The 22,794-nt window shown below is 41.7% G+C and carries 19 protein-coding genes, 1 pseudogene and 2 CRISPR repeat arrays; of the genes and pseudogenes, 18 read left to right on the forward strand and 2 right to left on the reverse strand.

Going from position 1 to position 22,794, the window contains the following annotated elements:
* Positions 1–253: 253 nt before the first annotated feature.
* Positions 254–681: direct repeats of the CRISPR family, unit length 32 nt.
* A gap of 867 nt (positions 682–1,548) precedes the next feature.
* Genes NST59_RS04270 through cmr6 form a run of 7 tightly spaced genes read left to right on the forward strand, consistent with a single transcriptional unit; the run spans position 1,549 to position 8,741 of the window.
* Positions 1,549–2,391 (forward strand): DUF6602 domain-containing protein, encoded by an 843-nt coding sequence (locus NST59_RS04270; RefSeq protein ID WP_144490835.1) that lies wholly within the window; start codon positions 1,549–1,551, stop codon positions 2,389–2,391.
* A gap of 15 nt (positions 2,392–2,406) precedes the next feature.
* Complete coding sequence (cmr1, locus tag NST59_RS04275; protein WP_144490836.1) at positions 2,407–3,714, forward strand: type III-B CRISPR module RAMP protein Cmr1; 1,308 nt, start codon at positions 2,407–2,409, stop codon at positions 3,712–3,714.
* The gene (gene cas10, locus NST59_RS04280; protein WP_341040246.1) at positions 3,684–5,495 is read left to right on the forward strand and encodes a type III-B CRISPR-associated protein Cas10/Cmr2; all 1,812 of its coding nucleotides are present in this window, start codon (positions 3,684–3,686) and stop codon (positions 5,493–5,495) included. The genes cmr1 and cas10 overlap by 31 nt, the downstream gene beginning before the upstream one ends.
* Positions 5,488–6,720 (forward strand): type III-B CRISPR module-associated protein Cmr3, encoded by a 1,233-nt coding sequence (gene cmr3, locus NST59_RS04285; protein ID WP_144490838.1) that lies wholly within the window; start codon positions 5,488–5,490, stop codon positions 6,718–6,720. Before cas10 ends, cmr3 begins: the two co-directional genes overlap by 8 nt.
* Before the next feature lie 13 nt (positions 6,721–6,733).
* Positions 6,734–7,603, forward strand: coding sequence for a type III-B CRISPR module RAMP protein Cmr4 (cmr4, locus tag NST59_RS04290; protein WP_260980344.1), 870 nt, complete (start codon positions 6,734–6,736; stop codon positions 7,601–7,603).
* Positions 7,600–7,968 (forward strand): type III-B CRISPR module-associated protein Cmr5, encoded by a 369-nt coding sequence (gene cmr5 / locus NST59_RS04295; RefSeq protein ID WP_041090765.1) that lies wholly within the window; start codon positions 7,600–7,602, stop codon positions 7,966–7,968. The genes cmr4 and cmr5 overlap by 4 nt, the downstream gene beginning before the upstream one ends.
* Complete coding sequence (gene cmr6 / locus NST59_RS04300; RefSeq protein WP_260980345.1) at positions 7,965–8,741, forward strand: type III-B CRISPR module RAMP protein Cmr6; 777 nt, start codon at positions 7,965–7,967, stop codon at positions 8,739–8,741. The genes cmr5 and cmr6 overlap by 4 nt, the downstream gene beginning before the upstream one ends.
* Positions 8,742–9,572: 831 nt before the next feature.
* A CRISPR array of direct repeats spans positions 9,573–10,399; the repeat unit is 32 nt; unit sequence GTCGCACTCTACATGAGTGCGTGGATTGAAAT.
* A gap of 136 nt (positions 10,400–10,535) precedes the next feature.
* On the opposite strand, the gene NST59_RS04305 is transcribed toward cmr6, so the two are convergent.
* Complete coding sequence (locus NST59_RS04305; protein ID WP_034623275.1) at positions 10,536–11,516, reverse strand: metal-dependent hydrolase; 981 nt, start codon at positions 11,514–11,516, stop codon at positions 10,536–10,538.
* A gap of 191 nt (positions 11,517–11,707) precedes the next feature.
* On the opposite strand from NST59_RS04305, the gene mutY reads away from it, so the two are divergent.
* On the forward strand, positions 11,708–12,808 hold the full coding sequence (gene mutY / locus NST59_RS04310; RefSeq protein WP_144490841.1) for an A/G-specific adenine glycosylase: 1,101 nt from the start codon (positions 11,708–11,710) through the stop codon (positions 12,806–12,808).
* Here mutY and NST59_RS04315 read toward each other — a convergent pair.
* The gene (locus NST59_RS04315) at positions 12,795–13,019 is read right to left on the reverse strand and encodes a hypothetical protein (RefSeq protein ID WP_003217808.1); all 225 of its coding nucleotides are present in this window, start codon (positions 13,017–13,019) and stop codon (positions 12,795–12,797) included. The two genes, mutY and NST59_RS04315, sit on opposite strands and share 14 nt — an antisense overlap.
* An 81-nt stretch (positions 13,020–13,100) precedes the next feature.
* On the opposite strand from NST59_RS04315, the gene fabL reads away from it, so the two are divergent.
* From fabL to NST59_RS04365, 10 genes and pseudogenes are all read left to right on the forward strand, one after another.
* Positions 13,101–13,853: an enoyl-[acyl-carrier-protein] reductase FabL gene (gene fabL, locus NST59_RS04320; RefSeq protein WP_024425211.1), complete on the forward strand. Its 753-nt coding sequence runs from the start codon at positions 13,101–13,103 to the stop codon at positions 13,851–13,853.
* A gap of 75 nt (positions 13,854–13,928) precedes the next feature.
* A pseudogene (locus NST59_RS04325) lies at positions 13,929–14,078 on the forward strand (gamma-type small acid-soluble spore protein); the annotation flags it as partial.
* Between the two features lie 175 nt (positions 14,079–14,253).
* A complete protein-coding gene (locus NST59_RS04330; protein ID WP_064497763.1) occupies positions 14,254–14,514 on the forward strand; it encodes a YgaB family protein in 261 nt (86 codons plus the stop codon).
* A gap of 147 nt (positions 14,515–14,661) precedes the next feature.
* A complete protein-coding gene (gene ntdP / locus NST59_RS04335) occupies positions 14,662–15,192 on the forward strand; it encodes a nucleoside tri-diphosphate phosphatase (protein WP_024425209.1) in 531 nt (176 codons plus the stop codon).
* Positions 15,193–15,287: 95 nt separating this feature from the next.
* Complete coding sequence (locus NST59_RS04340) at positions 15,288–17,030, forward strand: ABC transporter ATP-binding protein (protein ID WP_144495577.1); 1,743 nt, start codon at positions 15,288–15,290, stop codon at positions 17,028–17,030.
* A gap of 112 nt (positions 17,031–17,142) precedes the next feature.
* Positions 17,143–18,165 (forward strand): ABC transporter ATP-binding protein, encoded by a 1,023-nt coding sequence (locus NST59_RS04345; RefSeq protein WP_106025907.1) that lies wholly within the window; start codon positions 17,143–17,145, stop codon positions 18,163–18,165.
* The gene (locus NST59_RS04350) at positions 18,134–19,111 is read left to right on the forward strand and encodes an ABC transporter ATP-binding protein (protein ID WP_081258403.1); all 978 of its coding nucleotides are present in this window, start codon (positions 18,134–18,136) and stop codon (positions 19,109–19,111) included. Before NST59_RS04345 ends, NST59_RS04350 begins: the two co-directional genes overlap by 32 nt.
* Positions 19,086–20,672 carry an ABC transporter substrate-binding protein gene (locus tag NST59_RS04355; protein WP_064497767.1) on the forward strand — a complete coding sequence of 529 codons (1,587 nt, stop codon included), beginning with the start codon at positions 19,086–19,088 and terminating at the stop codon, positions 20,670–20,672. Before NST59_RS04350 ends, NST59_RS04355 begins: the two co-directional genes overlap by 26 nt.
* Positions 20,673–20,733: 61 nt before the next feature.
* Complete coding sequence (locus NST59_RS04360; RefSeq protein ID WP_144516526.1) at positions 20,734–21,735, forward strand: ABC transporter permease; 1,002 nt, start codon at positions 20,734–20,736, stop codon at positions 21,733–21,735.
* Between the two features lie 17 nt (positions 21,736–21,752).
* Positions 21,753–22,649 carry an ABC transporter permease gene (locus NST59_RS04365; protein WP_048240058.1) on the forward strand — a complete coding sequence of 299 codons (897 nt, stop codon included), beginning with the start codon at positions 21,753–21,755 and terminating at the stop codon, positions 22,647–22,649.
* The last annotated feature ends 145 nt before the right edge of the window (positions 22,650–22,794 follow it).

The following is a 22,794-nucleotide window of genomic DNA, read 5'->3' on the forward strand; positions in this document are numbered from 1 at the left end:
AATGAATTCAAACCTGTTGATGAAATAATGAATAAGTACCTTTAGAGCAATAGTTGTTAATTAAATAGGATTAAGAAATATTCGGTGCGAATGTGAGGTGAACATAAAATCCCCGGGGCATTCGCACCTTTTTATTCGACAAAATTGAGAAAAAAAGTATATTTTATGAAGGGGAAAACAAAATTCTATATTGAAATTTGAGGATTTTGACTATTATTTCCTGAAAAATGTTACAATTAGGGCAGAAATCGCAGTCGCACTCTATGTGAGTGCGTGGATTGAAATAAGCTCAACTCCACCAACCTTTTCAACTTTTGGTGTCGCACTCTATGTGAGTGCGTGGATTGAAATACCCGCAAGCGTTGCTTCAATGAGCCGCACCTTTGTCGCACTCTATGTGAGTGCGTGGATTGAAATACCTTGTGTAACATATAGATAATCCATCGGGAACGTCGCACTCTATGTGAGTGCGTGGATTGAAATAAATTCAAGTGACTAAGGTTGTTCCACACAAGCAGTCGCACTCTATGTGAGTGCGTGGATTGAAATCCACAACTGGCAGGGGGAAGGTGGAATTGTGGAGTCGCACTCTATGTGAGTGCGTGGATTGAAATTTGATGCTCGAGGATATAGGCAAATCTTTCACTCGTCGCACTCTACATGAGTGTATGGATTGAGGTAGTTTGAAAGAAATGTTGACAGTTGCGCTTGATTTAGGTGTGAAAAACATGACTCTGGCTCAGTAGTCATGTTTTTAAACGAATTCAAACCTGTTGATGAAATAATGAATAAGCACCTTTAGAGCAATAGTTTTTAAATAGGTTTAATAAAGATTTGGTGCGAATGTGAGGTGAACATAAAATCCCCGGGACATTCGCACCTTTTCATTCGATAAAAATGAGAAAAAATGTATATTATTTTAGAGGTGAAAACAAAATTCTACCTAGAAACTTGAGGGTTTTGACTATGATTACCTAAAAAATGTTACAATTAGGGCGGAAATCGCAGTCGCACTCTATATGAGTGTGTGGATTGAAATGTTTTGTGCAGTTTGCGGTAGATCTTCTTATGAGTCGCACTCTATATGAGTGCGTGGATTGAAATTTAACAGATCCGCCAGCATCTTGTATTTGCTTGTAGTCGCACTCTACATGAGTGCGTGGATTGAAATTGAAATTTTGAAGTATACTTTAACTGGATTTTCCGTCGCACTCTACATGAGTGCGTGGATTGAAATTAAAATTTCATCGTAGTCATTATTGCATTCATCCGTTGCACTCTACACGAGTGCGTAATTTTAAATGATTGTGTCTTAAACGGGTATGACATTCTCAGAGATCATCTTCTTACAACACCCTCTTTCAGATACAAAAGCCATCAAAATAGACTGTTCATATGTATAGTGAAAACATGACTCATTGCAGTCATGTTTTTTTTCTTCTTTTTCCTAAATAAACCTTAAAAAATGTCAAAATAAGTCGAAATGAAAAGTAGTCATTTAGATTCAAATATTATCCATTCGTAATGAATGATGAAGGAGGAAATGGATTGGGTGAGACGGAGCGAACCGGTAAAGTGGAGCAGCTGATCTTAGAGAATTATCAAAGATTAAACAGCATGATATCAGAAGAAGTGGACTTTGCTTCTAATCATGGCGGACTGACAGGGGATTCTAGAGAAGTGATGTGGCTGGAGTTTTTTCGGAAAATCATTCCTAAAAAATATTCATTAGCACAAGGTGTCATCATTATTGACTCAGAAGGAAATCATTCTAACGAAGTCGATATTGCCGTATTTGATGAGCAGTATACGCCGTATGTGTTCCAACACAATTCGTTGAAATTTATACCGATTGAGGCGGTTGCGGTTGCTATTGAATGTAAAAGCTCTAATTTGAAAGAAAAAGGTTTAGAAGAATGGTCTAAAAAAATAAAACAGCTAACACCAAAAACAACAGGAATTGCTAGAACGGCCACAGGTTACTTTACTAGTGAAAGTAACACACAAAAGAGGACGCGTCCTTTACTCATTTTAGCAAGTAACTTTAAAAGAGAAGAGGACCAAACAATTTCAAATAAAGCAGCTGAATTAGCGGCGTCTTTTGATTTTATGCTCATGAAAAAAAGCAATGAATTTCAATTAAAAGTACCTAATGAACATGAACATCTAAGATGGTGGTCAAACGAATTAAATTGTTTCAAACAAGAAAAACGATCTAAGGAAGAAGAAAAATTTTTAGATGAAAACAAACTCAGCGATTTACGTATTGATGGATGCGATCTGTTGACACTAAATTTTCAATTAAATCAATTGCTGATGCTCATTAACAATCCCATGTTTTTCCCTCACTATGCATATGCCAAGCTGTTTCAGAAACAGATAACAAAGTGAAGAAAGGAGAGCGACATGACAAGGGAATCTAGAAAACCCAAAACGAATTGGCATGATGTGAAACATGCGATTGACACGAAAATTCATGAAGACCAAAGACTTTTTAAAGAGCCGCTCACTATTCATTTGGTTACGCCAATGTTTGGGGGAGGGCCCCAATCAAACTCAATTGATGAAGACAGACCGATTCGAGAAAGTGCGATTCGTGGACATCTTCGTTTCTGGTGGCGTGCAACTCGAGGAGCTGTCTGCAAGAATGCGAATGAATTATCTAAACGAGAAGCAGAGATATTTGGTCATACAGAACAAGCGAGCCAGATTCAAGTGGTAACCCATTATGAAAAAGACGAAGTGAAAAGAAATTCAAAAGTATTTTTTAAAAAGAAAAATCATCCTTTTCCACGGTATGTTCTTTCAAATATGAAAGATGAAACACCATACCTCATTAAGGCGCAATTTTCTTTAAATATCCGGTTATCTAAAAAAACAACCGATTTTGAGTTAATCAAAAAAGAAGTTGAAGCAGCATTATGGGCTTGGATCAACTTCGGTGGACTTGGGTCAAGAACGAGACGTGGGTGTGGCAGTTTATATTGCAAGCAATTTTCACCATACAACAAGAGGACAAAAAGCCAATTGGAAAAATGGTTTGAGCAAAAGCTTTTAGAATATGACATTCAATTGCCAGCATCAAGTCGAGAATGGCCGACGCTTAGTCGTGAATTCAAAGTACAGGCATTTCCATCATCTATGATCTCAAGCTGGCAATCCGTCATTCAGACATATGAAACATTTCGAAGAAGATCAAACCCGAACAAAAAAAGGGGAAGAAGTTGTTGGCCGGAAGCAGATACTATTCGTCTGTTAACAGGTAAGGCTAAATCAGGTCATCATATCCCTTATCCAAAAGAGAAACCATTTAAATATCAAGCATTTCCTAGAGCTCAATTTGGTTTGCCTATTCAGTTCCGATTTGCTCCTAAAGATAGTGGGAAAGATCCAGATCCTGTAACGCTCCTACCTAAAGGAAAGGATCGCTTGGCTTCACCACTCATCTTAAAACCATTGGCTATTAATCAAGAGGAATCAGTGGGCATGGTGATGGTGTTGCATCAACCAAAGATCGAAGCTTTATCGCTTTTAGGGGACAGAAAGCTTTTGCCTGATGTGACAGATGAACAAAGTATCTACCCAACAGCCACCTACTCAAAAAACCCATTACAAGACGAGAGTGGCCGTACGCACTCATCGGCGATTCAAGCTTTTTTACATAGCAAGGAGGTGCAAACATTTTGTCAGAAGAATCACAAAAACAAACATTAATGCTATTTTCTATAGGGCCTGTTCAAGAATTCATTGCGCAAGCAAGGCGGACGCGTGATTTATGGTTTGGCTCTTTTCTTCTATCTGAATTAAGTAAAGCGGGTGCGAAGAAATTTCAGGAACTGGGTGGAACGCTTATTTTCCCTGTGTTCAACGAATCCTCTGCAGAACCAAACAACGCACCAAATAAAATATTGGGGAAAATCTCACACGAACAGCCTTCATCCGTTGCAAGACAAGTAAAAAAAGCAGTATATAACAAATGGAAGGAATACGCAGATTTTGTAAGAGAGATTGTGGATCCTTATATTCAAATAGGCACATGGAATCGACAAGTAGATGATTTAATAGAATTTTATGCTGTGTGGAATGAGATGCAAACTCAAGAGGAAGCGGCAAATGCGTCCGCAAGTCCATATCATATGGCTCTTCAAGAAGTCGAAGGTTTAATGGCGGCAAGGAAGACTTTAAGAGATTTTAAACAAAATGAGCCAGGGGCGTTATTCGGTGAACCAAAATCATCACTTGACGGTGGACGGGAATCTGTTTTTCAAAAGCAAAAAAAACCACAGCAAGTGGCGCAACTAGCGAAATTGGGAATTGGTGAACATGAATCATTAGATGCGATTTCAGTGATCAAACGATTGTCCTTACATAAGCATCCGAGCAAGACATTTCCATCTGTCTGCGATAAAGCTTTTGCTCCCTATCAAAACATGTTGAAACAAAATGAACAGATGAAGAAAGCAGCCACACAATATGTGAAAGATGTAGAAACGTATCTTGAGAATATGAATCTGACAGTAGCTCCTCTTGTTTTGAGTGAGGCATCGCTTTTTTATGAAAGAAGAATTGAAGATTTTCTTGAACAACGAGGACTTGTTGGAATAGCACAAACAGAAGCAAAAAATAACATCACACAGCTGCTTGAAAAATATTTCAAAGGTGAATACAGCAAGCATCACGGCCAGCCGATCAAACCACCAGCACCTTCACCTTACTATGCCTTTCTCATGGCGGATGGAGATAAGATGGGCAGCCAACTGCGAAATATACAGCATGTAGAAAGCCATATTGCATTTTCTAAAACACTCTCAACTTTTGCTTCAAAGGCTCGTGGGATTATTTCCGAATGTGAAGGTACATTGATCTACGGCGGTGGAGATGATGTCATGGCTTATGTACCGGTGCACCAATGCTTAGAAGCAGCTGGGAAATTACAAAGTGAATTTGTTTCAACGATGAAGGCTCATCAACATAGTGAGACACCTCCTTCGATTTCAATTGGAATCGCCATCGTCCATATGCTTGAGCCTCTCGAAGAAGTAAGAAGCATGGCACGTCAGGCTGAACAATTTGCAAAACAAGAGCGAAATTCATTAGCGATTCATTTCCAAAAGCGAGGCGGAGGAGACACAATGAATATCTCAGTCTCATTTCAAATAGATCCAGTGGCCTCTATCCAAGAGATGACGGCGTGGTTAAAACAGTCTTATTTCACATCTGGCTTTGCATATGGCTTACGAGAGTTGTATCAAACATACGAACAGTCTTCTTTTAGAAAACAGCCGGAAATTTTAGATGAACTCATTCCACTAGAGATAAGACGTCTTGCATTCAAAAAGAAAACGGAAGCAAAAACAGAGCAAGAAACGAAAGAGTGGATCGATCAATTGATTGCGAGGTATATACCGAAGAAGAATACATTAGAAGAATTACATACAATCGCTGAATGTATGATCATTGCTCTTCAACTAGAGGAGGTAAGTGGACATGCCTGAAAGATGGTTTCACATTCAACCGCTTGATCCGCTGCTTATTCGTGATGCACGCCCATTTCAAAGTGTACCGGGTATACGGGCGCGTTCACTAAACGATGTTCCGCCAAGTGTGGTCGCAGGAACACTTCGAACAGCACTAGCGAAGAAACGACAATCAATCAAACACACCACGCCACTTTCTTATTATGCGAAATCTCTTGTGCGAGGTCCTTTATATCGCTGGCATGATCATTTATATGTGCCAATGCCTCATGACCTTGAGTTATTCGATGATGAGTATGGGATGAATCAATTGAGACCAAAGCCAATGATGTCGGAAGGACAGGGCTTTTTTGGTACAGGAAAAACAGGCCGTTTTAGTGAGGCATTATGGCCGCCAATTGGAGCTGGTGCTCGTAAAAAAATGAAATCGCCGCCTGCTTTTGTATCACTAAAGTGGATGGTGAACTGGCTGACAGACGCAGTGGATGAGAGTCAGGTGAAGGAAGCCTTGACTGAATACCAACATATGCAGAAGGAAAATCATGCTTTCAAAAAGGAAACACCACCGGCATTTATTCCAGCATTACAGCGTCAGGAACGAACACAAATTGAGGTGGAAACTGGCAGTAAAAAGGCAAAAGATCAGCATCTATTTTCAACAGAATCACTCGTATTCCCAGATGGCTTTAAACTGGAGGCGGGAATAGAGTTATCTACTGAAGAGTCAGAAGCATTAAAGCCTTTCTCAAGTCTTCACCCAATCGGTGGTGAAAGGCGGCTGGCTCATATAGAAGACCGGCCACATGTATACCAACAAGATTGGACATGTCCAGATGCTATTAAAGAATCGCTCAAAAACAAGCCGTATGTTCGCATGATATTGGCGACACCTGCTTATTTCAGTAAAGGATGGCAGCCCGGCTGGCTGGATGAACAGCTCATGTCAAAACCACTATTTGATACAAATGTACGACTCAAATTGGTTTGGGCATCTGTTCCACATTGGCAGCCTATCTCTGGATGGAGCTTAGCAAATAAAGACAAAGGGCGTGAAAAAGCAATACGCCGCTTAGTCCCCGCAGGTAGTGTTTACTTCTTTACAGTAGAAGAAGGAGATCCAGCAGAACTGGCCGAAAAAATGTGGCTTCAATCAGTATCCGATCGTAACCGGCGCAAAGAAGCGTTTGATCGTGAAGATGGCTGCGGGTTAGCACTTTGGGGAACATGGAAGCCGAATGAATAAGAGGAGTGAGATGATGGAAGCAAGCCGTTGGTTTTGGATACATTGTTTATCCCCCCTCCATATTGGAGCGGGTGAAGGAGTTGGCGTGATTGATATGCCCATTCAACGAGAAAAAGTAACAGAATGGCCGATTATACCTGGAAGCAGTATCAAAGGCGTTCAGCGTGAACATTATCGCGCGAAAGGACAAGACACATTCGTACAAAAAGTATTTGGTACACAAGGAGATCAAGATGGAAGCGCAGGAGCAGTCGTCATGACAGATGGCCGGTTATTTTCATTCCCGGTGGCGAGTAGATACGGTACATTTGGATATGTGGCAAGTCCACTCATATTGAAAAGATTAGCCCGCGATGCAAAAGCATTAGGCGTATCGCTGGATATCCCTGATCTCATAGAAGAATCAAGCACGCTAGTCACCATGAATTCTAAATTAGTAGAGAATGACGAATTATACCTAGGTGAATTCCAAGGGACAGCGAAAAAATCTCAACAACTAACCGATTTTGCTGAACAGATGGCCAAACTTTTATTCGAAGATAAACAATCACAAACTCTTTGGATAGAACGATTTGTGATTGTAAGTGATGACGTTTTTCAATACATTGTCACCATGAATTCTGAAGTGACACCTCGTATTAGAATTGATCATGAAACCCAAACAGTTAGTAAAGGAGCTCTCTGGTATGAAGAGTATGTACCGGCAGAAGCCATATTTTATGGGCTCATGTGGTGTGATCGTGTTGATGGAAGCAATGATTTATCTGTTAGACACCAACTTTTAAATCAACTAGAAAAACAGATGTATCTTCAATTAGGTGGAAACACAAACGTAGGTAAAGGAAGAGTATCCTGGCGTATGACAGGAGGGGAGGAATCATGAAACTCATTCAACATCATTATGCTGAGAAAGCGTATCAACATGTGATGAATGCCAAAACGAATGAGGAGAATTTCTCAAATCAATATGGACAACTCTGTCACAGATTCGCCTCAATGATCTTAACAAATGGATTAAGGCTCACCATTACATTTTTTGAGGCAAAATCAAAAAAAGGAAATGCTTATCAACAATTCGTTCAGGATATAAAAGAAACACTAGATATACAAGGGGATTGGTCAGCTTCCAATCGAGATTACTTAATCAAATCAAGACAAGCTTTAAGTGCATCTGTTTGGTTAAAAAGATATGCGGAATCTATTTTAAAGGTGGAACAAGGGGCCGAAAATGTGGAGGACATCCAATGAATCTGTCATTAACCTTAAACAAAAGCAAATGGGAGATTGGTGGTTCTACATTGTCGGACATCATAAAGGACAGTTCGAAGAAGCAGTCATTTTATGAAAATGTGATTAGTTTACATCGAAAGCAATGGGGAAAAAATCGCTTATTGTATGAAAAATTTGTGAAGCGATATTATACCGATACGAACCCCACATGCCTAGTCAAATCCATATCGCCGTTAGTCATTGGACATGGAGGAGAGGGCGTACTTGAAACGGGATTGTTATTACAACCGATATACGGCGTTCCTTATTTACCAGGAACAGCTTTAAAAGGCGTAGCCTCTCATTATGCCCATTCTGTATTAGGTGAAAACTTTCCAGAACTAAAACAAGGTGGTAGTGATTACAACACATTGTTTGGAACAAACGAACGTGCCGGTATCATCGAATTTCATGATGCGCTCATGATGCCAGAGACGGTAGGAGAAGCATTCAAAGTGGATGTGATGACACCACATCATTCAGACTATAACAGCGTCAAGCTAGACAAGATGAACAAAGGGGGAAGTGTTCCAGCCCCTCGAGACGATGACTCACCGACACCGATTCATTTCTTAACGGTGGTCAACGGCCGCTTTCAACTTCTATTGAAAACAAAAAAGAATCGACCAGAAGAAGCGGAATGGCTCGAACTCGCCAAAACCATCTTACTAGGCGCTTTAGAACACGAAGGAATCGGTGCTAAAACAAATGCAGGTTATGGAAGACTTAAAATGGACGACGACATTTCATGAAACTTGGTGCGAATGTGAGGTGAACATAAAATCCCTGGAACATTCGCACCGTTTCATTCGACAAAAATGAGAAAAAATGTATATTTTTCAGGGGTGAAAACTTAATTCCTATATAGAAACTTAAGGGTTTTGACGATCATTCCCTAAAAAATGTTATAATTAGGGCGAAAATCGCAGTCGCACTCTACATGAGTGCGTGGATTGAAATATGGCGGTGTTTTTCTGTTTTATCTAATGCGTCCCGTCGCACTCTACATGAGTGCGTGGATTGAAATTCAATCGCCTAGCGGCTCTTTTTTAAGGGCTTTACGTCGCATTCTACATGAGTGCGTGGATTGAAATAAAAAGAACATTATTCCTCCATGGGTCGCAATGACGTCGCACTCTATATGAGTGCGTGGATTGAAATATATTGAGAAAGTTTTTTGCTGTATACCAGCTAGGTCGCACTCTACATGAGTGCGTGGGTTGAAATCTGAAGCGTCGCTGACTTTTTTGGTCAAAATAGGTCGCACTCTACGTGAGTGGGTGGATTAATAATTGCGAAAACATAACCCTGCCTCCTGCCTCAGTAGTCATGATTCTAATTGAATTCAATTGTTGCTGAAATATAAATAAGTATGATTAACAAGTTTCAATAGATTTCATACTAAGAAAAAGTCGGTGCGAATGTGAGGTGAACATAAAATCCTTGGAACATTCGCACCTATTCATTCGACAAAAATGAGAAAAAATGTATATTTTTTAAGGGTGAAAACAAAATTCTATATAGAAACTTGTGGGTTTGACGATCATTTCCTAAAAAATGTTATAATTAGGGCGAAAATCGCAGTCGCACTCTACATGAGTGCGTGGATTGAAATTACACACCGAGAGCTAAATCAATCGACGTGACAGGTCGCACTCTACATGAGTGCGTGGATTGAAATTAATCTCAAATCATTTTTGGCTGTCATACGACCGGTCGCACTCTACATGAGTGCGTGGATTGAAATAATTTGACCACCTTGACAGCTAGAGCCTAAGTTGTCGCACTCTACATGAGTGCGTGGATTGAAATCATCATTCGTTTCATGAAAATGCTACTCACCTTAGTCGCACTCTACATGAGTGCGTGGATTGAAATGCTTTTTAAGCCATTATTTTCACTCTTTAAAGTGGTCGCACTCTACATGAGTGCGTGGATTGAAATTCTCAAAAAATTATGCAAAGACTTCGGAGTCGATGTCGCACTCTACATGAGTGCGTGGATTGAAATACTACTGAATGCTAATAGCACTTCTAGGGTTATCGTCGCACTCTACATGAGTGCGTGGATTGAAATCCACTCTTTCTGCTTTTCTATGAAGTCGTTCGGTTGTCGCACTCTACATGAGTGCGTGGATTGAAATTCATTCGCTGTAATTGCAGCCGCAGCAGTGTTAGCGTGTCGCACTCTACATGAGTGCGTGGATTGAAATTTTGAACAATTCCCACGCATTCACCCCCTAACGGTGTCGCACTCTACATGAGTGCGTGGATTGAAATTCGATTCCTTTTTATCAATCGCAGGCAATTCACGTCGCACTCTACATGAGTGCGTGGATTGAAATTCGTTTGGATGGACGAAAAGGACAGGTTCAAATAGTCGCACTCAACATGAGTGCATGGATTGAAATGGTGAATGGTGGGAAAAGACAGGAAAGCCTGGTATCGCACTCAACATAAGTGCATAGTTCACAGTTTCTGCGAATTACATAAATTCAAATATCTATCCACCTAAATCCAAGCTCTACACAACAAAAAAAGACTCGCTCACACAGAGCCGAGTCTTAATTTTTTTTGCAGTTTTTCTTCACTGAAAATCCAGCCGGTATAGGAATTTTTGATTTGGTGGTCCATGTCGATATGGCAGATCGCGACAAAAGGATAATGACCTTTGCTGCGGTAGCGTAAATCAATGAACCGCACCTCATAATGATCCTTGTATTTATCCACTTCCCACCGGTAGACAGGGGAGAAGGAGAGAAAGGCTGAAATATTTTCATCTTGCTTAGCAATTTTCATAATTTCAGTATCAGGGACCGGCACTCGGTTAAAGGTGTCTAAAATGACGACTTCTCCATTCATGCTGCGCCCAACATGGAAAGAGGATTTACATTTCACGGCAATGCGCCATTGTCTGAACTTCATTGTAGGCGAAATGATAATCTCTTCAATTTCATCGAATCGTGCACGCAGTTGACGTTTAATTTGTAGCTGCATAATGACCCTGACGATATAGTAACAGAAAATCACCGCATACAGCGTAATAAACGTATAGCCGGGATGTCCGCCAATCGCCCAAACGACTATGGCGACAAGGTGTGTAAAAAAGATAAACGGATCAAACGTATTAATGATCCCTAGCGCTACCCACTTCTTCGAAAATGGACGAATGGCCTGCGTACCGTATGCGTTGAAAATATCAACAAACACATGAAGCACAACAGCTAATAGTGTCCATAACCAAAGGTGAAGTAAATTCGCCCCCGGCACAAATGGAAAAATCACAGCCGGAATCAGCAATGACCAAAACAGTACAGCCGGAATGGAATGTGTAAATCCTCGGTGATTTCTTATATAAACCGCATTATTTTTTAGTTTTAGCACAGTATCAATGTCTGGTGCTTGGGAGCCGGCGATGGTCGCGATCATCACGGCGTGTGCCATGTGTGGATCTGCGCTGACGGCTGGATCTAAAAGTGCAAGTCCCCCAAGAGAAATGCCCATTACTACATGAGTACCAGTGTCCAATTGATTACCTCCTAGTTGTCATGCTTAGGAACAATCATACAAAGTATACGTCTCCAATCAAGACTATGTGCAAAATCACTTTTGCTTTATCCCGATTTAATGTAACATGTTAACGTATCTACAAACAGTATACAACAAATAAGGTTCTATTCAGAACGTTAGCCCTCGGTCCAATGAGAAGGAGTATAGATATGAAAGACATTCAAGAAAAGCTGGACCGCAAAGATATTGCGGGCTTTCAGCATGATTTAATTGATTGGTATGAAAAAGAACAACGAACATTGCCATGGCGTGAAAATCAAGATCCATACCGCGTCTGGGTATCAGAAGTCATGCTTCAGCAAACGAGAGTGGATACGGTCATTCCGTACTTCAACCGGTTTATGGAGCAATTCCCAACGGTAAAGGATCTCGCTTTAGCTGATGAAGAAAAGGTCATGAAAGCATGGGAAGGTCTTGGCTACTACTCAAGAGTGCGTAATTTACAGGCAGCTGTGAAAGAAGTATATGAATCCTACGATGGCATTGTCCCTAATACGAAAGAGCAATTTTCAAAGCTCAAAGGTGTAGGCCCATATACGAGCGGCGCAGTGCTGAGTATCGCCTATAACAAGCCATATCCTGCGGTAGACGGCAACGTTATGAGGGTCATTTCTCGTATTTTGTCCGTATGGGATGATATTGCAAAACCAAAAACGAGAAATATTTTCGAATTTGCGGTCGATCAGCTCATTTCCCGGGAAAAGCCGTCAGAATTCAATCAAGGGCTGATGGAGCTTGGTGCGCTCATTTGCACTCCAACTTCCCCTGCCTGCCTCATTTGCCCTGTGAACATGCATTGTTCGGCACTCGAGGAAGGCGTTCAGCATGAGCTCCCAGTGAAAAGCAAAAAGAAAAAGCCGACTGCAAAATCAATGGCAGCAGCGGTGTTATTTGATGACGCAGGCAACCTATATATTCATAAGCGGCCAAGTACAGGCCTCCTTGCGAATTTATGGGAATTCCCTAACATGGAAACCATGAAGGGAAGAAAAACGGAAAAAGAGCAGCTGATTGATTTCTTAAAAGAGGAGGCGGGTGTACAAGCGGAGCTTGGTGATTTAGAAGGCACCATTCAGCATGTATTTACCCACCTCATCTGGAATATTTCTGTTTTCTTTGGACGAGTTACCTCTGTATCTGATGACATGATGCTGAAAAAAGTCACAACAGAAGAATTTGAGGCGTATGCTTTGCCAGTCTCACACCAAAAAATTTGGAAACTGGCACTTGAGCAGCCTAGTCGTATTTAACCGTTGTACCGTGGGTATAATCAGCTTCATTTCGGTGCAGACCCCCGCGGTCTTCGATTTCAGAAATGATTTCTCGATACTTAGATTGCCCTTCTTCGTTCAAATAAGGTAAAATTTGTTGGAAAGCATGATGAAAGTAAGCAAGCTCAGTATCTTTCCATTGATCCTTGGACATCATGCCAAGCTGGCTTAAATCGCGTCCGACATACATGAATGTAACCTCCTAATAGGAACTTTCCTATTAGTGTGAAGCGAATGAACGAAAACTATTCAAATCAGGAGATGAACCATAATGAGTCAACGTAAATGTGCATTAATTACAGGAAGCAGCAGAGGAGTAGGGAAAGAAGTGGCCCTTCGCCTCGCGGAAAAAGGATATGACATTGTCATTAACTATGCGAGAAGCAAAAAAGCTGCACTTGAAACAGCGGAAGAAATTGAAGCGATGGGTGTTAAAACATTGGTTGTTAAAGCCAATGTAGGCCAGCCTGAGAAAATCAAAGACATGTTTCAGCAAATTGATGAAACCTTTGGCCGTTTAGATGTATTTGTAAACAATGCGGCATCAGGTGTTCAGCGTCCAATTATGGACCTTGAAGAAAATCATTGGGACTGGACGATGAATATCAATGCGAAAGCTTTGTTATTCTGCGGACAAGAAGCGGCAAAACTAATGGAGAAAAACGGCGGCGGACATATCGTCAGCATTAGCTCACTAGGCTCTATTCGCTACCTTGAAAATTACACAGTAGTCGGTGTATCAAAAGCAGCACTAGAAGCTTTGACACGTTACCTTTCAGTTGAGCTTTCACAAAAAAATATCGTCGTCAACGCTGTATCAGGCGGCGCGATCGATACAGATGCACTTAAGCACTTCCCGAACCGTGAAGAGCTTTTAGAAGATGCGAAGAAAAACACACCTGCCGGCCGAATGGTGGAAATTAAAGACATGGTCGACAGCGTGGAATTCCTTGTATCAGGCAAAGCAGACATGATTAGAGGCCAGACGATTATAGTGGATGGCGGACGTTCTTTGCTTGTTTAAAAAAATCATGAATAGGATGTACACCTTCTGCACAAATTAATGTGCGTGGAGGTGATAATGATGGATCAACAACAAAACAAAACAAATGCACAACAAGTGAAGAAACAAAACCAAGCTGCTGCACAAGGTGGTCAATACGGCACTGAATTTGCTAGCGAGACTGACGCACAGCATGTAAAAAAATACAACCAAAAAGCTGAGCAAAACAAACAACAAAACAGCTAATCACTGAAACAAAGGAAAGCACTTCATATACGAATGAAGTGCTTTTCTTTTTGCCTCGCACCACCATCCGACAAAACCTGTAAAACCTCTACATAAACAGTCAAAGGATTTCCTCCTTCTTTCAAGAAATGGTATACAGACAAAAAAGTGGATTCGATGAAAAGGGAGGAGTTAGATGTCTGATTTCGATCAGCTTGTAAAAGAACAAATGCAACTCATGGATCAGCTGCTCGACGTGCAGGGAGAACTCGATCTATGCTTAGAAACAGAAAAACAATTGCTGCAGAATGAAAAAAAAGAAGAGTGGCACAGGCTTTGTGTTCAGATCAAACAGAAACGTGAGGAACTGCAAAAAGTGCAAACCTTATTTACAAAACAGACAGAAGAGGTCATCAATTCATATAAACAGATGGAAAAGAGTTCTAGCGTGATGTAAATCAGTGTGCCGTTCAATTGGGTTGAATGGCTTTTTCATTTCATTTTTTAATGATGTAACGGTATAATATAATAGAGACATGTTTAGTTGGGAAATTAGGTCTTTGGACTGTTAGGTTTGTTTGTTATAGAAAGTAGGGGAGAAAATATGGGCTATCCCAAGGAAGGAGAAACCATCCAAATTCAAAGCTATAAACATAATGGCTTGATCCACAGGATTTGGAATGAAACCACCATTCTGAAAGCAACGGAATTGTGTATCATTGGTGCAAACGACCGTACAATGGTGACTGAATCCGACGGCCGTACTTGGATGACGAGAGAACCGGCTATTTGCTATTTCCATGCAAAACAATGGTTTAATGTAATTGGGATGCTTAGAGATGATGGGGTATATTACTACTGCAACATCAGCTCTCCTTTTGCGACAGATGATGAGGCAATTAAGTATATTGATTATGATTTAGACGTCAAAGTCTTTCCAGACATGACGTACAATATTTTGGATGAGGACGAATATGCAGATCATAAGAGGCAGATGAATTATCCAAAAGAAATCGATAGTATCTTAAGAGAGCATCTGAATACATTACTGCATTGGATTCACCAGCGGAAAGGTCCGTTTGCTCCTGAATTTGTGGATATGTGGTATGAACGTTTTTTACATTATACAAAATAAGCAAGAGCATCCAAAAACCTGTTTGGCTTTTTAGGCTAACAGGTTTTTGACTGCGTACGGATAAGAGGCACTGATAGATTGGGAAGGAGATTTACATGGGGGTCATTAAACGCTACATGGCTTTTGTAACACCGTATAAAAAACAGATTGCATTGACAATGGTCATCGGAATGATTAAGTTCTCGATTCCCTTAACCTTGCCTCTGCTTTTAAAGTATGTCATTGATGATGTCATTCAAGGATCGGGGTCAGCTGAAGAAAAGACATCAACTCTACTGATCATAATGGGAATCATGCTCGTATTATTTTTAGTGATGAGGCCGCCTGTTGAATACTATAGACAATACTACGCTCAGTGGACAGGCAGTAAGGTATTATTTGATATTCGGGAAAAGCTGTTCTCGCATATTCAAAAGCTAAGTCTTCGTTATTATGCCAACACGAGAACAGGAGAAATTATTTCAAGAGTGATCAACGATGTGGAGCAGACAAAGGAATTTGTCATCACAGGTCTCATGAACATTTGGCTGGATATGATGACTGTACTGATCGTGATCGCCATTATGTGTACACTGGATCTGAAGCTCACGATCGTGTCTGTCATTATTTTTCCACTATACGCGTTTGCAGTAAAGTATTTTTACGGACGGCTGCGCAAGCTGACAAAAGAGCGGTCACAGGCGCTGGCTGAAGTGCAAGGACACCTGCATGAGCGGGTACAAGGAATGCCGGTCATTCGCAGCTTTGCGATTGAAGAATATGAACAAGAGAATTTTCATGATGAAAACAAAAATTTCTTAAACAAAGCAATCAACCATACGAATTGGAACGCCAAAACATTTGCTGTCGTCAATACCATCACCGACATTGCGCCGCTGTTAATCATTGCATTTGCGGGCTACACAGTAATTAACGGATCGCTGTCGATCGGGACCATGATCGCCTTTGTCGGCTATATTGACCGGATGTACAATCCGATTCGCCGTCTCATTAACTCATCTACGACGTTAACCCAGTCCGTTGCGTCAATGGATCGGATCTTTGAGTTTATTGATGAGCCATATGAGGTCACAGACCGGCCGAATGCAAAAGAAGCCAATCATTTAAAAGGAGAGGTCGAGTTTAAAAATGTGTCGTTTCGTTATGAACACACGCAGGAAGAGATTCTGCACAATATCTCCTTAAAAGTAGAAAAAGGACAAACGGTTGCCCTTGTAGGAATGAGTGGCGGAGGAAAATCGACACTCGTCAGCTTAATTCCAAGGTTTTATGATGTCACAAACGGGTCACTTGAAATTGACGGCATTGATATAAAAGAGTACAAAGCAAGAAGTCTTCGAAATCAAGTCGGAATGGTGCTGCAGGATACATTCCTATTCAGTGACACGATTAAAGAAAATATTGCGGTTGGTGACCCTGAAGCACCTTTTGAAAAAATCGTGTCGGCTGCAAAAGCGGCAAATGCGCATGATTTTATTATGTCTCTTCCTGAAGGATATGACACGAAAGTAGGAGAACGGGGCGTAAAGCTGTCAGGCGGACAAAAACAGCGGATTTCGATTGCAAGGGTATTTCTAAAAAATCCACCGCTGTTGATTTTAGATGAAGCAACGTCTGCACTTGATTTAGAAAGTGAGCATTACATTCAAGAAGCGATGCAAAAGCTGGCGAAGGATCGCACAACTTTTATTGTCGCACACCGCTTATCAACCATTACACACGCTGACCAAATTGTGGTCATGGAACAAGGCGAAATAGTGGAAAAAGGAACACACGAAGAATTAATGAACCAAGACAGTCACTATCGTCATTTATTTACCATTCAAACATTAAATTAGTAGAAGCCTATCCGATTCTAGCGGATAGGCTTTTTTATGCTTGTCAAAAACATGACATATTTCCCAGCTTGTCTCAATACAATTTTAAAAAGTATGACGGGGTGGTGAATATGTGAAAGAACAAGACGTGCTGCTAGATGTCAAACAGCTGTCCATTGCGTTTCAGCAGAAAAAGCAAAAAGTGCCCATCGTCCATCACATATCGTTCTCGATACAAAAAGGGGAAACGTTAGGAATTGTGGGCGAATCTGGCTGCGGGAAAAGCATCACAAGCATGTCATTGATGGGTCTGAATCAGCAAACCGATACAACGGGCGAGGTTCATTTCGAAGGGCAAAATCTGCTGTCACTTTCAGAGAAACAGTGGCGAGAGATAAGAGGAAATGACATTTCGATGATTTTCCAAGAGCCCATGACTTCTCTGAATCCATTAATGACCATCGGCAAACAAATGACGGAAGCCCTTTTCACACATCAATCAATCGGTCAAAAAGAAGCAAAAGCGAAGGCGATTGATCTGCTTCAAACAGTTGGGTTGAAGCAAGCAGAATCGCTGCTGAAAAAATATCCACATGAATTATCAGGCGGTATGCGCCAGCGTGTGATGATTGCAATGGCAATGCTTTGTCACCCAAAACTCATGATCGCTGATGAACCGACAACTGCACTTGATGTCACCATCCAAGCGCAAATCCTTCGTCTACTCAAAAAGCTGAACGAAGAGATGGACACAGCTATTTTATTTATAACCCACGATCTAGGCGTCGTGCGGCAAATATGCCAGCGAGTCATGATTATGTATGCCGGTCGAATTGTAGAAGAAGGAACCGTTGACCGTATTTTTCAAAAACCTCTGCATCCCTACACGAAAGGTCTTTTCGCCTCAGTTCCATCGTTTAAAGAGAAAAAAGAAAAACTCATCTCTATTGCAGGTCATGTGCCTAAGCCAGGTGCCATCCGGTCCGGCTGTCAATTTGCACCACGCTGCCCATATCAAATGGCGCAATGTCTTGAAAAAGATCCAGCCTTACAATCTATTGAACAGAATCACCGCGTGGCATGTTTTCTAATGGAAGGAGGAGAAGACACTGAGTCACCCACTTTTGCAAGTGAATCAGCTGACAAAACGGTATGACACAGCTGCTTTTTTTTCTAAACATAAACAATTGACTTTGGCTTTAAATCAAGTCTCCTTTCACGTGAAGGAAGGAGAAACGCTTGGCATTGTTGGTGAATCAGGCTGCGGGAAATCAACACTTGGCAAAAGCTTGATGAGATTGACTGAACCGACGTCAGGCTCTATTCAATTAAAAGGGCAGGAGATCACCCTTCTGAAAGAACGAGACATGCGTTCCTTAAGAAAAGATATTCAAATGATCTTTCAAGATCCTTATGCTTCTTTAAATCCGAGAATGAAAATCAAAGATATTTTAGAGGAACCGCTGATTGTTCATCATCATGGGACGAAAGCAGAAAGACGGAAACGGGTTAAAGAGATGCTGCACATTGTTGGATTTGATCCTTCCTACGGGGAACGTTATGCGCACCAATTCAGCGGCGGACAAAGGCAGCGTATTGGCATTGCTAGAGCGCTCATTACGCACCCAAGTCTTGTCATTGCCGATGAACCAGTTTCGGCTTTAGATGTATCCGTTCAAGCGCAAATTTTGAATTTGATGCTTGAATTACAAAAGACGCTTTCTCTGACGTATCTATTTATTTCTCACGACCTTGGGGTTGTCAGATATATGAGCGACCGGATCGCCGTCATGTATGCTGGGCGCATTGTCGAGATGGGGCCTGCCGAAGAGGTGTTTCACAGCCCGCTTCATCCCTATACGTCGCTGCTTCTGAAATCCATTCCACATATGGATCACGTACTAGAGTCGCAAGATGTGGCAGCAGAAGAGACCACAATGGCGGAACGCGGCGGCTGTCCTTTCTACAAAAGGTGTCCAAAAAGATGGGAGAAATGCCTGAAAGCCGTTCCTGCTTTGCATGAGAAGGAATCGGGACATGCGGCTGCATGTTATTTATATCAAAAGGAGGAACACAATGAAGAAGACATGGTTATTCAGTAGTTTCATTTTTGTGCTGGTACTGGCGCTCTTTTTAGGGGGATGCTCGTCTTCACCGACATCGGAAGAAAAGGCAACAAAAGATACCCTCGTATTTGGCAGAGGGGGAGATTCCACTTCACTAGATCCAATCACAACGACAGAAGGTGAAACCTTCAAGGTCACAGAGAATATATTTGAAAAGCTTTTGAATTACGGTGAGAAAGATACGACCATCCATCCTGGCCTCGCAACAGAATGGGATGTTGCAAAGGACGGAAAATCATACACGTTCTACTTAAGAGAAGGTGTGAAATTTCACGATGGCACAGATTTTAACGCAGAAGCAGTGAAATTCAACTTTGACCGCTGGATGAATGGAGACGCAGAAAAGTTCCCTTACTATGGCATGTTTGGCGGCTATAAAAAAGATAAAGGGCATGTCATTAAAGACATCATCGTCAAAGGCGAGCATGAAATTGAATTTCAGCTAAAGCGCCCGCAGGCGACATTCCTTAAAAACATCGCTATGTCACCATTTGGCATTGCCAGTCCAGCGGCTGTTGAAAAAAGCGGTGATTCATTTAGAGAAAATCCGGTGGGGACAGGACCATTCAAGTTTAAAGAGTGGAAGCAAAACGACCGTATCGTGTTAGAAAAGAATGAGGATTATTGGCAGAAGGATAAACCAAAGCTGAATCAAATCATCTTTCGCTCCATTCCAGAAAACTCTGCTCGTTTAAATGCCCTTAAAACAGGCGAGATCGACTTAATGGATGGCGTGAATCCGTCAGATTTAGATGGCATTAAAACCGACAAAGCACTCCAGCTCATTGAAAGACCATCGATGAACGTAGGCTATATCGGTCTGACCGTCACAAGAAAGCCGCTTGATAACAAGCTCGTTCGTCAGGCACTCAATTATGCGGTTGATAAAGAATCGATTATTGAGTCATTTTATGGCGGACTTGCTGAGCCAGCAAAAAATCCATTGCCGCCAGCTTTAGAAGGCTACAATGATGACATTGAGCCATATCCGTATGATCCAGAAAAAGCGAAAGAACTATTAAAAGAAGCGGGCTTCCCTGACGGCTTTCGCATCAAGCTTTGGGCAATGCCTGTACCACGTCCATACATGCCAGATGGGATGAAGGTAGCAGAAGTCATTCAGTCAAATTTTGAAAAAGTCGGCGTCAAAGCAGAAATTGTGACATATGACTGGGCGACCTATTTAGATAAAGCAAGTAAAGGGGAAGCGGATGTGTTCTTATTAGGCTGGACAGGAGACAATGGCGATCCTGATAATTTCATTTACACACTGCTGGACAAAGACAGCATTGGCGGTAACAACTATACATTCTTCGAAAACGATAAAATGCATGACATCCTCATTGAAGCGCAAACAGACACAGATCAAAAGAAACGAAATGAGCTGTATAAAAAAGCACAGGAAATCATTCATGACGAAGCACCTTGGATTCCATTGGTGCATTCAATTCCAATGCTTGCCGCATCTAATGATTTAAAAGGCTACCAGCCGCATCCAACCGGTTCAGAAGCTTTAACTGACGTGTATTTCGAATAAGCAAATAAGGGAGATCTTATATCTCCCTTATTCAAACAAAGATGAAGGCGGTGAAAGCTGTTTGTTTGCTTATTGTATGAAGCGGGCAGGAATGCTCATCCCAGTACTGATCGGAATGACATTGGTCGTGTTTTCAATTATTCGTTTTATACCTGGAAATCCAGCGCAGGTCATCTTAGGACAGCGGGCAACGAAAGAGGCAGTAGAACAATTAACGATCCAGCTCGGTTTAGATCAGCCATGGTATGTTCAATACGGTCATTATATGCTTGGCCTTTTAAAAGGGGATTTAGGGACTTCTATTCGAACAGGAGCGGCTATTGCCCAGGAAATGAAACCTTACTTATTTGCGACGTTAGAATTGACCTTTTTTGCCATGGTGCTGGCGATTGTCGTGGGAGTGAATGCCGGAATCATTAGTGCTTGGTTTAAGCATTCTTTCTTTGATTATGCCGCAATGTTTATTGCACTCATCGGAGTGTCCATGCCAATTTTCTGGTTAGGCTTAATGGGGCAGTGGCTGTTCTCGATCGAATTAGGTGTTTTGCCGACAACGGGTCGAGAAAACGTAAGGAATCCAGTCGAATCGATTACGTATATTCATACACTGGACACGCTTTTGCAAGGCCGGTTTGATCAATTCGCTGACAGTATCAAGCATTTGATCTTACCAAGTACAGCACTCGCGACAATCCCTGCAGCGATTATTGCGAGAATTACAAGGGCAAGTATGCTGGAAGTGCTTCATTCAGATTTTATTCGAACAGCAAAAGCAAAAGGGGTACGTTCATTGTTCATCATTTATCAGCATGGTCTGAAAAATGCGCTCATTCCGATCTTGACGATTATTGGTCTTCAGACAGGCCTCTTACTTGGTGGAGCGATTTTAACAGAAACCATTTTTGCTTGGCCGGGAATTGGCCGGTATATATATGACGCCATCAGTTATCGTGATTACCCAGTCATTCAAACAGGCATTCTCGTCGTTGCGCTCATATTTGTCCTGATCAATTTCATTGTGGACATCTTGTATGCGGTTATTGATCCAAGGATTAAATATTAGGGAAGGAGAGTGACAATATGGAAGCACAAAAAGAGCTTGACCCACCTCAGCCAAAAGATGAACGCCCTCAATCATTGATTCTTGAATCAATGAAACAGTTCTTTCAGCACAAGCTGGCGGTCATTGGCAGTGTGATTGTCTTTTTATTTCTCATCCTAGCGATCTTTGCACCGCTCATTGCTCCTTATGGAATCAATGAACAATCACTTGGTGAGCGATTTAGTGCCCCCTCAGCTGCACACTGGTTTGGTACAGATGATTTCGGTAGAGATATCTTTTCAAGAGTTGTGCATGGAGCACGGATTTCCTTATGGGTCGGTTTCTTCTCGGTTCTCGGGTCTGTCATTTTAGGCACACTGCTTGGATTGATAGCTGGCTATGGCGGAAGAGTGCTAGATGCTGTGATCTCGAGATTGTTTGATATTTTACTTGCTTTTCCTAGCATTCTCTTAGCGATTGCTATTGTCTCCATCCTAGGCCCCTCCTTACAAAATGCCCTTATTGCCATTGCGATTATTAATGTCCCAACTTTTGGACGGCTCGTTCGTTCAAAAGTACTGAGTATTAAACAAGAAGAATACGTGCTGGCAGCAAAGGCGGTTGGGATGTCACACCGCCGCATCGTGCTGCGCCACATTCTGCCAAATAGTATGGTGCCGGTCATCGTACAGGCGACGCTAGCGATCGGAACGGCAATTATTGAGGCAGCGGCTTTAGGCTTTTTAGGATTGGGTGCACAGGCGCCAAGTCCAGAATGGGGAAAAATGCTCGCCGACGCGAGACCTTATCTCGTTCAAGCCCCTTGGACATTATTCTTCCCAGGGATAGCAATCATGCTGACGGTTCTAGGCTTTAACCTGATGGGGGATGGATTAAGAGACACACTGGATCCTAAAATGAAGAAAATAAAATAAGACCGATTCTCAGAATCGGTCTCAGCGCACTGACAAACCCTCGCATTCGGTGTCAGTCCTGCGTGCCGGTGCTCACGAATACTCAATTCGCTCCGCTCCAGTACTCGTTCTTCCTAGACTGCAAAGGTTTTCAGAGCACGCTGAA

The organism is Bacillus sp. FSL R5-0439 (assembly GCF_038008805.1).
GTDB lineage: Bacteria > Bacillota > Bacilli > Bacillales > Bacillaceae > Bacillus > Bacillus safensis.